Below are 13,377 nucleotides of genomic sequence, written 5' to 3'. Positions count from 1 at the left end.
GTGTTAAAAAATCTGCAACTAACACATAAACGAAAATACATACTTGCTATTCCTTTATAAAATGTGCCAATATGACACATATAAAAACAGGAGACTCGCATGACATCAACTTCACCCCGCATTACCGCCCGTGTTGATGCAGACACTCAAAACTTACTTTCAAAAGCCGCTTTATTAGCGGGTATGTCCAGCATTAACTCATTTGTACTCAGTGCGGCGATAGAAAAAGCCCAAGACATTATCGAGCGCGAACAAAGCATAAAACTGAGCCAGCGTGATGCCGCTTTATTAGCCAAAGCCTTGGATGCACCGGCACAAGTACATCAACGCTTACAGCAAGCGGCAGAGCGTTATACGAGTAAATCGCAAGCGTGATTACCGTCCCTCTGGATAAAAATAAACATGACCGTAAACGTTTTGACTGTGGAGTTGAACCGTTAAATAATTATTTGAGGCTAATGGCACAGCAGCAATCAAGCAAAGACAATACTCGCACCTTTGTCCTGGAAGATCAGCAACAAACGACATTTATCATAGGTTACTACACGCTAACGATGACTACATTGAATCTAAGCGCCTTACCTCAGAAGTTACAAAAGAAACACCAGAATGCCCAAGCCACTGCACTCATTGCACGACTTGCAATTGATAAACGCTATGCGCAACAGGGTTATGGTGAATGGTTATTAATTGATGCCTTGCATAAACTGCTTGCTGCTAGTGATACAGTGGCTTTTCCCTTAATTATGGTTGATGCCAAACAAGGTGTGGCGAAATTCTATGAAAAAATGGGCTTTAGCTCATTTTTAGATGAACCGAATAAGTTATTTATGACGCTAATGGATGTACGTCGCAGTTTAGGCCAATAAAAGGCAAACCAGCGTTTGATATATTCCCTGCTTAAAGATACTGTTATTGATTTGAAAAAATAAAGACTATGAGTTCTTACGCAGGATCGAGGGAACGATAATAAGGCTAGAAATTTTACCTCGTATTAGGTCAAGAATTGATACACTTACCCAATATTTGTTTTTAATGAAGACAACCTACATACAGACATGAATCATGTACGTTTAGTGTTCAACGACACACCAGAGACTATTGCTATTCCTAAGGCACTACAGCATCGCCGTACTGAAGTCATTATTTTATCGCTAGATGATGAGATCATCGATAAACCAGCAAAACGCCATTTACTTGATTTAATCGGTCAGGCTAAAGGGTGCTATAAAAATGCGGCTGAAATTGATAGCTTAATTCGTGCAGAGCGTGATAAATGGGACGATTGAGAACAATACTTGCCCAACAATATATTTACCTGGACACGAATATTTTTATTTATGCTCTAGAAGGAGCAGAGCCTTGGGCAAGTCTATTATCAGAGGTATTCACAGGGCTAGTGCAAGGTGAATGCAAAGCAATAACCAGTCAATTAACCTTAGCAGAATGTTTGGTTTTCCCTTTTAAACAGCACCCTGAATTAGTTGCTGTTTACCGCGAAGCACTAACGCCTGGTGATTACTTGAACATTATGCCAATAGATGAAGATATTCTTATCGCAGCGGCAAAACTACGTGCAGAAACAGGTATAAAGCTACCTGATGCTATTCATGCAAGCACTGCTTTAATACATTCTTGTACCTGTTTATTAACCAATGATGTGGGATTTAAATCATTATCCAATCTTAATGTCATGCTTTTATCGGACTGGATAAGCGCCTCATGAATACCACTCACATCAAGAAATACGCCCCCCTGGCCAGGAACGCTTTTATCACCGCCGTTAGCAAACGCGCAAATGAACTTGGTATTTTCGCCAGCCATATTGCAGAAGCAAAAGAAGAAGGGCAGGTGCTGACTGTTGAGGGACGTAGTGTTGATTTAAAGCTCAAAGGTGCACGTAATAAATTAATTGCACAGGTTGAAAATACTGGTTTTACAGCCTTAATGGAACTCGTTGCCTATACATGGTTTAACCGTCTTTGTGCGATTCGTTACATGGAGTTACATGGTTATTTAGATCATGGGTTACGCGTTTTATCCCACCCTGAAAATAATAGCGGTTTTGAAATACTGGAACATGCTCAAGATGTGGCTGAGGATTTAAGTTTAAACCGTGATCAGATTATTGAACTCAAACTGGCAGGTAATCAGGACGAGCTTTTGTATCGGACTTTATTATTAGGACAATGCCATGCCTTGCATCAAGCCATGCCGTTTCTGTTTGAAGCGATTGATGATGAAACTGAACTCTTATTACCTGATAACCTAACCCGTACCGATTCTATTTTGCGTGGACTGGTGAATGAGATACCTGTGGAAGATTGGGAGCAGGTGGAAGTGATTGGCTGGTTATATCAATTCTATATTTCAGAAAAGAAAGATCAAGTGATTGGTAAGGTGGTTAAATCGGAAGATATACCCGCCGCCACGCAGTTATTTACGCCGAATTGGATCGTTAAATATCTGGTGCAAAATTCATTAGGACGACACTGGTTAATGCATTACCCTGAGTCACAGCTGAAAAATGACATGGACTACTATATTCAAGGGGCGAGTGACGAGGGATTAGTGGCGAGTCAGGAGAGTCAACTCACCACTCATCACTCATCACTCATCACTGCTTTAAATCCAGAGGATTTAACATTAATAGATCCTGCTTGCGGTTCAGGGCATATATTGGTCGAAGCCTACGATTTACTCAAAGCCATCTATGCAGAGCGCGGTTACCGGTTGCGTGATATTCCCAAGCTGATTTTAGAAAAAAATCTCTACGGTTTGGATATAGACGACCGCGCGGCGCAATTATCGGGTTTTGCTTTGATGATGAAAGCGCGGGCGGATGATCGGCGTATATTTACCCGTGAGGTGCAGTTAAATATCATGGCCTTGCAAAGTTCAAAGGGATTAGAAGCAGAAGCCTTAGTGCTCAATGCGCAACAGCTCTGGCAAGCGCATTATAATCAAGAAGAAATTCAGAGTTTAGGCAGTATCATCCGGGAATTAATTGACACCTTTGCACAAGCAGACTGTTTAGGTTCGTTAATTCAAATTCCTGATTCATTAAGCGCATACCTACCCACCTTAGAGCGCGCCTTAGAAAAACTTGCGGATAATATCCAGGATTTTTTAGCCCAGCAAAGCTATCAATGCTTAATGCCTTTGGTGCAACAAGCCTTAATCTTGGCGCAATCCTATGATGTCGTGGTCGCGAATCCACCGTATATGGGCGGTAAAGGCATGAATGCAGAATTAAAAGCCTTTGCTAAAAAACAGTTTCCTGATAGTAAATCGGATTTGTTTGCGATGTTTATGGAACGGTTTTTGAGGGATGAGTGGGGAGTGACGAGTGGTGAGAAAAATACTTATGTGGCGATGGTCACGATGCAAAGCTGGATGTTTTTATCCAGTTATGAAAAGTTCAGAGAATGGCTTTTAGATGAGCATACCTTTATTACGATGGCACATTTAGGAGCGCGGGCATTTGGGCAAATATCGGGTGAAGTCGTACAGACCACCGCCTTTGTTTTAGCAAAAAATCATATTGCAGATTATAAACCGACTTTTTTTCGTTTGATTGACGGGAATGAAGAAAAGAAACAGCAAGCCTTACTCAATAAAGAGCAAGCTTATAGTACAACTCAGCAAGATGACTTTAAAAAAATCCCAGGCAGTCCGATCGCGTATTGGGTGAGTGATAATTGGTTTTCGGTGTTTGATAAATTTGATTCGCTAGGTACGGAGTCTTTTTCTTCTGAAGGAATTAAAACTGGTAATAATGATAAGTTTTTAAGACTTTGGCATGAGGTTGATTACTCAACAGTAGGAATGCTAGATAAATTAGATGTTAGTTGGGTGTTTCATCATAAAGGTGGTGAATATAGAAAATGGGCAGGTAACCAAGAATTTATAATTTACTGGGAAAATAATGGTGAGTTAATTAAATCAATGCCTAATTCTGGGATTCAAGGGGAACCAACTTTTTCTGAAAACTCTGCTATTTGGTCCGATATAACATCAGGTGGTTTTTCAGCTCGATTAAAACCAAAAAACCATTTATTTGATAGTGCAAGTCCATCTGGTTTTTTAAAATCGAGTAGAGATTTTTCACAATTACTATCGTTTTTAAATTCAAACGTTGTTGATTTTATAACACCAATAATCAACCCAACCCTTCATTTTAAAGTGGGTAATTTTAGAGCGTTACCGTTTAATTCAGTTATTAAAGTAGAATGTAATGATCTTATAAAATTATCTCAAAACGATTGGAATAACTACGAAACCTCATGGGACTTTCAAAGCAATCCTTTAGTGAGTGGTGAGTGGTTTGTTATCGTTCCCACGCTCCAGCGTGGGAATGCAGTAAGTGACGCTCTAGCGTCACGCAACGCAGGAGCGTTGCCGAATGCGTTCCCACGCCAGAGCGTGGGAACGATTAAGGCGGCTTTTGCGGCATGGCAAACCCACAACCGCGCAACCATTGCCGAAATGCAACGTCTGGAAGAAGAAAACAACCGCTTGTTTATCGATGCTTACGACTTACAAGACGAACTCACGCCCGATGTACCGCTGGAACAAATCACCCTGACCGTGAATCCAAAATACCGTTATGGCGGTAATTTATCAGATGCCGACCTGAATAAGCGCTTTCAATCCGACACCCTCGCAGAGCTTATCAGCTATGCCATCGGCTGTATGATGGGGCGGTATCGTTTGGATAAAGCAGGACTGATTTATGCTCATGCAGGGAATATTGATTTTGAGAAAATCTATCATGCAGACGTAGGTTGGGTTAGCGATAGCGTAACCCAACACATCGAAGCCGAAAATGTTGGGTTACGCGATAAAGCCGCTAACCCAACCTTGTATATTAAACATATCTACTGTAGTGGTCAAGTAAATTCGTACATAACGATCGGTTTTTTAAGCGGCTTCTTTCTCCGCTTGGATTGGGGTTAAATAATTGTTATAACTATGTACACGGAAACTATTGTAATACTTGATGTATTGCATAATATCTTTCTCTGCCTGTTCATAAGATGAATAAAAAGTCTTAGGCATCCATTCAGATTTAAAGCTTCTAAAACAACGCTCCATCGGTGCATTATCCCAACAGTTACCACGCCGACTCATGCTTTGCTTGATCTCATATTCCGACAATTGCTGCTGGAATACCTTACTGGTGTAATGGCACCCCTGATCAGAATGAAACATCAAGTTCTTGGGCTCTCCTCTAGCCGCATAAGCTAATTTTAACGCTCGTGTAGTCAATACTGAGTCAGGACTAGTTGAGCAAGCCCACCCCACGATACGGCGCGCATTTAAATCAATCACCAATGCTAAATATATCCAGCCTGTACCCGACCAAATATAGGTGACATCACCACACCAAACTTGATTAGCCAGTTCGGTAGAAAATTCACGGTTTAAGTGGTTATCCGCTATGTTTGATGGCTTTTCAGCCACCTTGTAACGATGTGCGCCTGGCTGTTTACTTGTCAGCTCCGCTTCTTGCATTAAACTCCGTGTTTTGAAGCGTCCAACAGATTCACCTTGCTGTTTTAATTGAGCAGAAAGGGTACGACTCCCCGCTGAACTGCGGCTCGCTTCATGTAACGCAATAACCTTGGATTTTAACCTGTCTCGCTCAGGATCTGCCTTGTTTGCATGCTTACGGTGGTAGTTGTAACTACTACGACTCATCTCAAATGTTTGCAATAATTCGCATTGTTTGTATTGCTCTCTTAACTCATCAATTAGCATTAAAATTGATACACGTCCGATATTAAGAGAGCTGAAGCCTTTTTTAAAATCTCTTTCTCCCTCTTTAGTTTCTTTATCTGACTTTCCAAATCTTGAATCTTTTGCTGATCAGAAGTAATCGCTCGGCTTCCTTTTGGCGTAACACCATGACGCTCTTCTTTTAATTGAGTGACCCAACGGCGCATTGCTGTAGTACCAACGCCCATAGCTTCGCAAGCATCATTTATGGAATATGCCTGATCTAATACCAGACTGGCCGCTTCATGTTTAAATTCTGTTGTATAACTTTTTCGTTTACTCATTGGTCTGCATCTTTGATTAAGGGGTTATTATAAACTCCTATCGTTTAGTACAGGATTATTAGACCACTACATACATTAAACAGACTTTTAAACCTGATAACGACGGCATTCTCCCGCTCACCGATCAAGAATGGTTTGCCGATGATGCCACCCACCGCTTCCGTGAATTTGTCCGTGTGGTTTGGGGAGCAGACAATCTACAAACAAACCTAGACTTTGTAGCCGAAAGCTTATGTCTGTATGCCATTAAAGCCAAAAGCAGTGAATCCAGTCTAGAAACTATCCGCCGTTATTTATCGAGCCAATTTTATAAAGACCATCTAAAAACCTACAAAAAACGCCCGATTTATTGGTTATTTAGTTCAGGGAAACAAAAAGCCTTTGAATGTTTGGTTTATCTACACCGCTACAACGAAAGCACCTTATCCCGAATGCGTACTGAATACGTCACGCCGTTGTTAGGTAAATACGAGGCCTCTGCAATGGTATTAGAAAAACAAATGCAAGATGCCAGTACCACCGCTGAAAGCAATCGCTTTAAAAAATCCCTCACCGCCTTAGAGAAAAAACAAACCGAACTCAGCGAGTTTGACGATAAATTAAAGCACTATGCTGATATGCACATTAGTTTGGATTTAGATGATGGCGTTAAAGTGAATTATGGTAAATTTGGTGATTTGCTGGCGGAGGTTAAAGCGGTGACGGGGGGAAAGTGATGAATAATTTTAGGGTAATTGTTAATACTAAAGGAGTCAGTGATGCCTACTATTTCTATTTTTTATGGCATTCGTATCATGATGTATTTTTATGATACGGGGAAACATAATATGCCGCCTATCCATGCTGAATATCAGGATGATGAGGCTGTGTTTTCAATTATGGAAGGCGATATCATCGCTGGAAATTTACCTCGAAAACAAACGCGATTAGTTCAGGCATGGATTGAATTACATCAAGAATCTTTGATGGTCGAGTGGAAGTTAGCCATATCAGGTGAAGAACCATTACGTATTGAGCCTTTACGATAAAAGGAGAATAAAATGAAACTGATAAATATCGAACCAAGAAATGATTATATTTTACGCATTTATTTAGATGACAATTCTGTTGTGGATTTTGATGTTAAAGCAGAATTAGAGCGTATCCCTTGTTATAAATCACTCTATGATAAGGCTTTATTTAATGCTGTTCAGTTTAAAAATAAGCGTGTTTTTTGGAATGATCAATGTGATTTCCATTTGGATCAGATTTTAGAGCGTGGTCGGGTCGTTGGGTAACAAAACAGTTAAAAGGTGATTTATGTTAATAGAATCTATCGTTCCCACGCTCCGCGTCCCGAAGCAGAAGGCTCCGCAAGCAAGCCAGGTAACACCTTTGTATCCCGTGACGCAGAGCGTCTTGAGATGCATTCCCACGCAGAGCGTGGGAACGATAACAGTTTGGCGATTTATTGGCGAATGTTAAGGCGGTGACGGGTAAGTTTCCAGAGAAATAATAATGGCAAGCTTTACAAAACAACAGCAACGAGAGCTAAGAAAACGGGTTAATCGTTTGCCATTAACAGAGGGGTGTCAAGGTGCTGAAAAGTTTCTCTTGGAGTACGTGGGATTTGAATCTGTTTACCGTAAAGTTTGACATTATTATCGTTGCCGACATAAAACTAAATAAGAGAGCCATGCAGAGAATACCTCTATAGCGTTACGTTTTTATAATTTTCCCTTTGAAGCGGTGGAAGAAGCTGTGGCGAATGCGGTATTCCATAAAGGTTATGATAAGGAAAACCCTATTGAGATTAATGTGCGTCATAACTGTATTGAGATATTGTCTTTCCCTGGTCCTTTACCGCCCGTTGATCAAAAAATGCTACAGGGAAAAAAATTATTGCCAGAGATTGTCGCAATAGCCGTTTAGGTGATTTCTTGAAGGAATTAAACCTTATAGAAGGTAGAGGAACTGGTTTGCCTAAGATCAGGCGTTTTATGGCAAATAATGGTTCGCCTAAACCTGTTTTTGAAACTGATAGTCATAATGTTTATTTTTTAACGACTTTGCCTATTCATCAGCAGTTTGAGCACAAGAAAACTATTGAGAAAACATCACAGCTAGAGTCACAGCTAGAGTCACAGCTAGAGTCAAATCTTGCCGCTAAAGTTATCGTATTTTTGCTTGATAATGAACTTAGCAAATCAGAGTTATCACAGAAACTGGATCAAAAAGTAGTCTCAGGTGAGCTTAATAAGCAAATAAAAAAATTACTTGAAAAAGGTCTGATAGAAAGAACAATTCCGGATAAACCAAGTAGCCGGCTACAAAAATATCGATTGACTGCTTTAGCTACCGAATTAGGCAAGACTATTTAAATAGGGATGAAGTATCAGTTATGCAAATAGAACAACTACAGCAAGGCATTCGCGCCAAATTTGAGCAAAGCCGCCTGGTATTTTGGTACGACCCTGAAGAAAGCTTTAAAGAGGCAGTCTCGATGCTAATAATTGAAGGTGTCACTGTTTTGGATATGTCCGAGCAATCTTTATTTGAAACTAAAAAGCGTCTGGAATTAGACGAGCCGCTAACGCCTTTCTTATTGTATTTTCCTTATGCAGAACCTGAAGCTGATCGGGATTGGCTGTTAGATATACGCTTATACAGTGAGCAATTCTTTGCCGATGTGAGTTCAATATTATTGAATGAGCTAGGGATTCCTAAAATGGCGTTGCGCGGCCATATACGTCAACGTCAGTCGTTTTTTGCTAATAAACAGCGTATGGCAGCCTTAAAGCGTTTTGTTACCGAGAACGAGGATGAAGCCTCTTTAGACCGTAAGATGATTGCGGTGTTAAGCAAAGCGGAATCAGCATCGTTAACGGATATTTTATTTCAACTGGTCAAGGATCATGCGGAGGCTTTACCTTCAGGGAATGATGCTGTCGGCTTAATGGATCAGCTAGATAAATTTGAATTAACTGAGTCCTTGTGGAATGAATTGGCGGCGCAATTTGGTTATGCGAGTAGCAAGCCTTCTTTAGCAGATTTCATCTTGAAATTATTCTGTACGGAGTTATGGAGTCAGATTGAAGCAACGGATCGGGATTGGTTACTGAATAATGTCGTAAAGACGGGCGCAGGTAAAGCAACGGCATTAGCGTTTATGACCGGATGGCGCGATAGTCGCAGCTTTGCAAAGGCACATGATGTGATTGCCAGGCAGATCAGTGGTCAATTAGAGGTGCAATCACGCTGCAGGGATTACCACCCCAACCAGTTAGTCGAATGTGAAACCTTTGAAGTGATTGAACAGGCAATTATTCGCGGTCTGGTTAATGATTTACTGGATGTCAGTCGGCGTTTGGATCGTGTGCAATTTGAGCGTATTTTATCGCGACGTTTGGTGAGTCACTGGTGTTTATCGCGAAAAGAGTACGCAGCGATTTATGAAGCCTTGCGTCAGGCTGAGCGCTTATTATATTTACGTCAGCAATATGTTGATGGCTTTTATTATGACTCCGCCAAGGCGATGTATAGCGCTTATGTGAGTGAGCTTTACTTATTTGATCAGGCGTATCGTCTATTTAATGAAAATGTCGCGTCGGTACTCAATAAAGGGGCGGATATTTTACGCCAGCTCGATGAGGAAATAGAAAATCTTTATACCCATTGGTATTTATATGAAATAGGCCTGGCATGGGACAGGCTGCTGGAAAATGAACACTGTTTAGAAGAGTGGAAAATAGGCGGTGTCCCGCAGCAATACCAGTTTTATGATCGTCAGGTGGCGATTCATCTTAAAAGCAAGCAGTTCAAGCGAGTATTTGTCATTATTTCGGATGCCTTGCGTTATGAAGTAGCCCATGAATTAGTTTTTAGTATTAATCGTGAAAAACGCTTTAAAGCTGAGTTAAACACGCAGTTTGGTGTATTACCCAGTTATACGCAATTAGGCATGGCAGCCTTATTGCCGCATAAAACATTATCTTATGCAACAGATCAGGGTGCCGTTGTCTTTGCTGATGGTTTATCAACACAAGGTCTGGATAATCGCAATGCGATTTTAACCAAAGTAAAAGGCATGGCGGTGAGTGCAAAGGTCTTGTCCGCCTGGAGTAACGAAGAGGGCCGTGAGAAGATTCGTGATGCCGAAGTGGTGTATATCTATCACGATACCATTGATGCCATCGGCGATAAGTTACCGACGGAAGAAAAAACCTTTGAGGCCTGTCGTGATGCTATTAATGAATTAAAAGACTTGGTCGGGCGGGTGATTAATCGCTTGAATGGTAATCGTGTTTTAGTCACCGCTGATCATGGATTTCTATTCCAGCAAACAGCCTTATCTGAAGCCGATAAAACGGTTTTAGACTTTAAGCCTGGCGGAACCATAGAAGCCAGGAAACGCTATATTATTGGCGATCATCTACGTGCTGACTCAGCCTGCTGGAAAGGGCGGATTGCTGATACCGCTAATGGCTGCGGTGACACTGAATTTTTAATTCCTAAAGGCGCACAACGCTTTCATTTTATCGGTGGTTCTCGTTTTGTGCATGGCGGGGCTATGCTGCAAGAGATTTGTGTACCGGTGATTTCTATTGCGGCCTTGCGCGGTGAGAAGATGGTGCAGAATGAGAAACAGCCTGTGGGTATTGTGGTGAAAAGCCAGCCAATTAAAATGGCCAATAATATCGATAAAATCAGTTTTATTCAGACCGATGCGGTTGACGAGCAGCATATCGCGCGGCAAGTGGATATTTTTATTATTGATAGTGACGGTAAAGAAGTTTCCAGTCGTGAAACCTTAAATTTTGACAGTCAAAGCACTTCTATGAATGAGCGTACCCGAGATGCGCGTTTAAAACTGATTGGTTCGCAATTTGATCGTCATGCGGCCTATACACTGGTATTAGAAAATACCATCACACAAACCCGCTATAGTCAGTATGCCGTCACTATTGATTTAGCCTTTACGGATGACTTTTTCTAATGAATGATTTAATCAATGACGGTGTCAATATAGAAGATAAGGCACGCGAAGATTTGGATACACTTTTGAATCGCTACTTTAAAGGGCGTGTGGTCAGAAAGGATCTGACCAAGCAGCTTAAAGAAGGGGCGAATGTCCCTGTTTATGTGTTGGAATATTTATTGGGGATGTACTGTGCCTCTGATGATGCCGAAGTAGTGAATGAAGGCTTGGAAAATGTTAAAAAGATATTAGCCGAAAACTATGTGCGCCCTGATGAAGCGGAAAAAGTGAAATCACTGATTCGCGAACGCGGCAGCTATAAAGTGATCGATAAAGTCAGTGTAAAGCTGAATCAACACAAGGATATTTATGAAGCGAACCTTTCTAACCTGGGGCTAAAGGATGCTTTTGTTCCAGTAGGTATTGTTAAGGAAAACGAGAAGTTATTCACGGGGGGAATCTGGTGCATTATCACTGTGCAGTATTTCTTTGAAGAAGGACAGAAGGCCTCACCGTTTTCTATTGCGACGCTGAAGCCCATTCAGATGCCCAATATGGATATGCAGGAGTTATTTACTGCGAGAGCCCAATTTACGACCACTGAATGGGGTGATGTATTGTTACGTTCTATTGGTATGGAACCGGTTAATTTAGAGACCCGCGCTAAATTGCATTTGCTCGCGCGCATGATCCCCTTTGTGGAGAATAATTATAATGTCTGTGAGTTAGGGCCGAGAGGTACCGGTAAAAGTCATGTCTATAAAGAATGCTCACCCAATAGCTTATTAGTCTCTGGTGGGCAAACTACGGTGGCGAACCTGTTTTATAACATGGCCAGTCGCAGAGTGGGTTTAGTGGGGCTATGGGATGTCGTCGCGTTTGATGAAGTCGCGGGGATTAATTTTCATGATAACGATGGCATTCAAATCATGAAAGATTATATGGCATCTGGATCATTTTCCAGAGGGCGTGATTCGATTGAAGCCAGTGCCTCGATGGTCTTTATCGGTAATATCAATCAAAGCGTCGAAACCTTAGTGAAAAGCAGTCATTTATTAGCGCCATTCCCACAACAGATGATTGATACCGCTTTTTTTGATCGTTTTCATGCTTATATTCCAGGTTGGGAAATCCCGAAAATGCGCTCTGAGTTCTTCACCAATAACTTTGGCTTGATTACCGATTATATGGCCGAATATATGCGCGAAATGCGCAAGCGTAATTTTGCCGACGCAATTGATAAATATTTTAAGTTAGGCAATAACCTAAACCAGCGCGATGTGATTGCTGTACGGTGTACTGTATCAGGATTGCTTAAGCTCTTGCACCCGAACAACCAATTTGCTAAAGAGGATGTTCGTTATTGTTTGATTTATGCCTTGGAAGTACGCCGACGCATTAAAGAGCAACTTAAGAAACTTGGTGGGATGGAATTCTTTGATGTGCATTTTAGTTATTTGGATAACGAATCTTTAGAAGAGTTTTTCGTTAATGTACCGGAGCAGGGCGGCAGCAAGTTAATTCCTGAAGGTATGTCGCACCCTGGCGTGGTGCATTTGGTCACCAAGAATGATTTAACAGGACAATTAGGATTATATCGCTTTGAAACGCAAATGATGGCAGGGCATGGCAGGCATACGGTTTCTGGATTAGGCTCTAATATGGCTGCTAAAGAAGCAATTAGAGTCGGGTTTGATTATTTCAAAGGTAACCTGAGCCGCATCAGCCAGATAGCAAAATTTTCTGAATACGAGTTCCATCTGCATATAGTTGAGCTTTATTACATATCCCACTTAAATAGCGAACTTCATTGAGTGATTAACAAAGCTTAGAGCATTATCTGTACTGATGCATTTCAACCCTTCGGCATAAGCTTGATATAACGCTTCAACGGTTCGTGGTCTTTGTTTGCGTAAGTACTGTTTAATTTTATTCCATGCTAATTCAATCGGGTTAAGGTCAGGTGAGTAAGGCGGTAGATAAATAAGCTTTGCTCCTGTCTTTTGAATAAGATCCTTAATCTCATCTACTTTATGAACTGAGGCATTATCCATCACAACATAGTCACCTTCAGCGAGTAAGGGGCAAAGAAAATGCTTCAAAAAGTAGAGGAATACAAGTCCTGTCATGGTTCCTTCAAAATTTAAGGCGGTTTTCATACCGGCTGATGTCATTGCCCCGACCATACTTATACGCTGCCCTTTAGCAACCGGCGCTTCATCATAAACACGCTGATCTGACGGTGCTCGCCCATAAAGAGGTGAGAGATTCAGTCCTGCGCCCATTTCATCAAGAAAAATGAGCTTATCGAGCGATATATCGGCGATTTCAGTGCAATAGTCTATTTTTAGCTTT

At 41.3% G+C, this 13,377-nt stretch carries 15 protein-coding genes; 13 read left to right on the top strand and 2 right to left on the bottom strand.

Going from position 1 to position 13,377, the window contains the following annotated elements:
- Positions 1–99: 99 nt before the first annotated feature.
- The 5 genes from AU255_RS14205 (at position 100) to pglX (ending at position 4,959) form a co-directional block, all read left to right on the top strand.
- Positions 100–375, top strand: coding sequence for a type II toxin-antitoxin system TacA family antitoxin (locus tag AU255_RS14205; RefSeq protein ID WP_080523592.1), 276 nt, complete (start codon positions 100–102; stop codon positions 373–375).
- Positions 372–869, top strand: coding sequence for a GNAT family N-acetyltransferase (locus tag AU255_RS14200; RefSeq protein ID WP_233144685.1), 498 nt, complete (start codon positions 372–374; stop codon positions 867–869). The genes AU255_RS14205 and AU255_RS14200 overlap by 4 nt, the downstream gene beginning before the upstream one ends.
- Before the next feature lie 189 nt (positions 870–1,058).
- Positions 1,059–1,289 (top strand): hypothetical protein, encoded by a 231-nt coding sequence (locus AU255_RS14195; protein WP_080523591.1) that lies wholly within the window; start codon positions 1,059–1,061, stop codon positions 1,287–1,289.
- Entirely contained in the window at positions 1,277–1,726 is a 450-nt protein-coding gene (locus AU255_RS14190) for a type II toxin-antitoxin system VapC family toxin (RefSeq protein ID WP_080523590.1), read from the top strand. Before AU255_RS14195 ends, AU255_RS14190 begins: the two co-directional genes overlap by 13 nt.
- Positions 1,723–4,959, top strand: a complete 3,237-nt coding sequence (pglX, locus tag AU255_RS14185; RefSeq protein ID WP_080523589.1) for a BREX-1 system adenine-specific DNA-methyltransferase PglX — start codon at positions 1,723–1,725, stop codon at positions 4,957–4,959. The genes AU255_RS14190 and pglX overlap by 4 nt, the downstream gene beginning before the upstream one ends.
- On the opposite strand, the gene AU255_RS14180 is transcribed toward pglX, so the two are convergent.
- Positions 4,924–6,065, bottom strand: a protein-coding gene (locus AU255_RS14180) for an IS3 family transposase (RefSeq protein WP_143735875.1) whose coding sequence is annotated in 2 segments (ribosomal slippage) — positions 4,924–5,810 and positions 5,810–6,065 — 1,143 coding nt in all. Because the reading frame shifts where the segments join, the coding sequence is not laid out codon by codon here. The genes pglX and AU255_RS14180 overlap by 36 nt on opposite strands.
- 176 nt (positions 6,066–6,241) lie before the next feature.
- Here AU255_RS14180 and AU255_RS14175 point away from each other — a divergent pair.
- The 8 genes from AU255_RS14175 to brxL all read left to right on the top strand — a co-directional run bounded on the left by AU255_RS14175 (position 6,242) and on the right by brxL (position 12,836).
- Positions 6,242–6,781 carry a BREX-1 system adenine-specific DNA-methyltransferase PglX gene (locus AU255_RS14175; RefSeq protein WP_080523588.1) on the top strand — a complete coding sequence of 180 codons (540 nt, stop codon included), beginning with the start codon at positions 6,242–6,244 and terminating at the stop codon, positions 6,779–6,781.
- 42 nt (positions 6,782–6,823) lie between these two features.
- On the top strand, positions 6,824–7,093 hold the full coding sequence (locus tag AU255_RS14170; protein ID WP_080523587.1) for a DUF4160 domain-containing protein: 270 nt from the start codon (positions 6,824–6,826) through the stop codon (positions 7,091–7,093).
- 12 nt (positions 7,094–7,105) lie between these two features.
- Positions 7,106–7,342: a DUF2442 domain-containing protein gene (locus AU255_RS14165; protein WP_080523586.1), complete on the top strand. Its 237-nt coding sequence runs from the start codon at positions 7,106–7,108 to the stop codon at positions 7,340–7,342.
- 220 nt (positions 7,343–7,562) lie between these two features.
- On the top strand, positions 7,563–7,700 hold the full coding sequence (locus AU255_RS20140; RefSeq protein ID WP_158083134.1) for a hypothetical protein: 138 nt from the start codon (positions 7,563–7,565) through the stop codon (positions 7,698–7,700).
- Positions 7,701–7,805: 105 nt separating this feature from the next.
- A complete protein-coding gene (locus AU255_RS20135; RefSeq protein WP_233144684.1) occupies positions 7,806–7,976 on the top strand; it encodes a hypothetical protein in 171 nt (56 codons plus the stop codon).
- 8 nt (positions 7,977–7,984) lie between these two features.
- Entirely contained in the window at positions 7,985–8,425 is a 441-nt protein-coding gene (locus tag AU255_RS14155) for a Fic family protein (RefSeq protein WP_158083133.1), read from the top strand.
- A 20-nt stretch (positions 8,426–8,445) separates the two neighbouring features.
- Positions 8,446–11,040, top strand: coding sequence for a BREX-1 system phosphatase PglZ type A (gene pglZ, locus AU255_RS14150; RefSeq protein ID WP_080523583.1), 2,595 nt, complete (start codon positions 8,446–8,448; stop codon positions 11,038–11,040).
- Positions 11,040–12,836, top strand: coding sequence for a protease Lon-related BREX system protein BrxL (brxL, locus tag AU255_RS14145; RefSeq protein ID WP_233144683.1), 1,797 nt, complete (start codon positions 11,040–11,042; stop codon positions 12,834–12,836). Before pglZ ends, brxL begins: the two co-directional genes overlap by 1 nt.
- Here brxL and AU255_RS14140 read toward each other — a convergent pair.
- A complete protein-coding gene (locus AU255_RS14140) occupies positions 12,816–13,340 on the bottom strand; it encodes an IS630 family transposase (protein ID WP_269844818.1) in 525 nt (174 codons plus the stop codon). The genes brxL and AU255_RS14140 overlap by 21 nt on opposite strands.
- Between the last annotated feature and the right edge of the window lie 37 nt (positions 13,341–13,377).

This window comes from Methyloprofundus sedimenti (assembly GCF_002072955.1).
GTDB classification, from domain to species: Bacteria; Pseudomonadota; Gammaproteobacteria; order Methylococcales; family Methylomonadaceae; genus Methyloprofundus; species Methyloprofundus sedimenti.
The sequence above is the reverse complement of the archived record's forward strand: the minus strand, read 5'-3'. Positions and strand labels throughout refer to the sequence as shown.

Excerpts from the sequence above, each read along its gene's own strand:
- AU255_RS14190 (WP_080523590.1), top strand. The coding sequence starts at position 1,277 with ATGGGACGATTGAGAACAATACTTGCCCAACAATATATTTACCTGGAC.
- AU255_RS14170 (WP_080523587.1), top strand. The coding sequence starts at position 6,824 with ATGCCTACTATTTCTATTTTTTATGGCATTCGTATCATGATGTATTTT.
- pglZ (WP_080523583.1), top strand. The coding sequence starts at position 8,446 with ATGCAAATAGAACAACTACAGCAAGGCATTCGCGCCAAATTTGAGCAA.
- AU255_RS14165 (WP_080523586.1), top strand. The coding sequence starts at position 7,106 with ATGAAACTGATAAATATCGAACCAAGAAATGATTATATTTTACGCATT.
- AU255_RS14195 (WP_080523591.1), top strand. The coding sequence starts at position 1,059 with ATGAATCATGTACGTTTAGTGTTCAACGACACACCAGAGACTATTGCT.
- pglX (WP_080523589.1), top strand. The coding sequence starts at position 1,723 with ATGAATACCACTCACATCAAGAAATACGCCCCCCTGGCCAGGAACGCT.
- AU255_RS14205 (WP_080523592.1), top strand. The coding sequence starts at position 100 with ATGACATCAACTTCACCCCGCATTACCGCCCGTGTTGATGCAGACACT.
- AU255_RS20140 (WP_158083134.1), top strand. The coding sequence starts at position 7,563 with ATGGCAAGCTTTACAAAACAACAGCAACGAGAGCTAAGAAAACGGGTT.
- brxL (WP_233144683.1), top strand. The coding sequence starts at position 11,040 with ATGAATGATTTAATCAATGACGGTGTCAATATAGAAGATAAGGCACGC.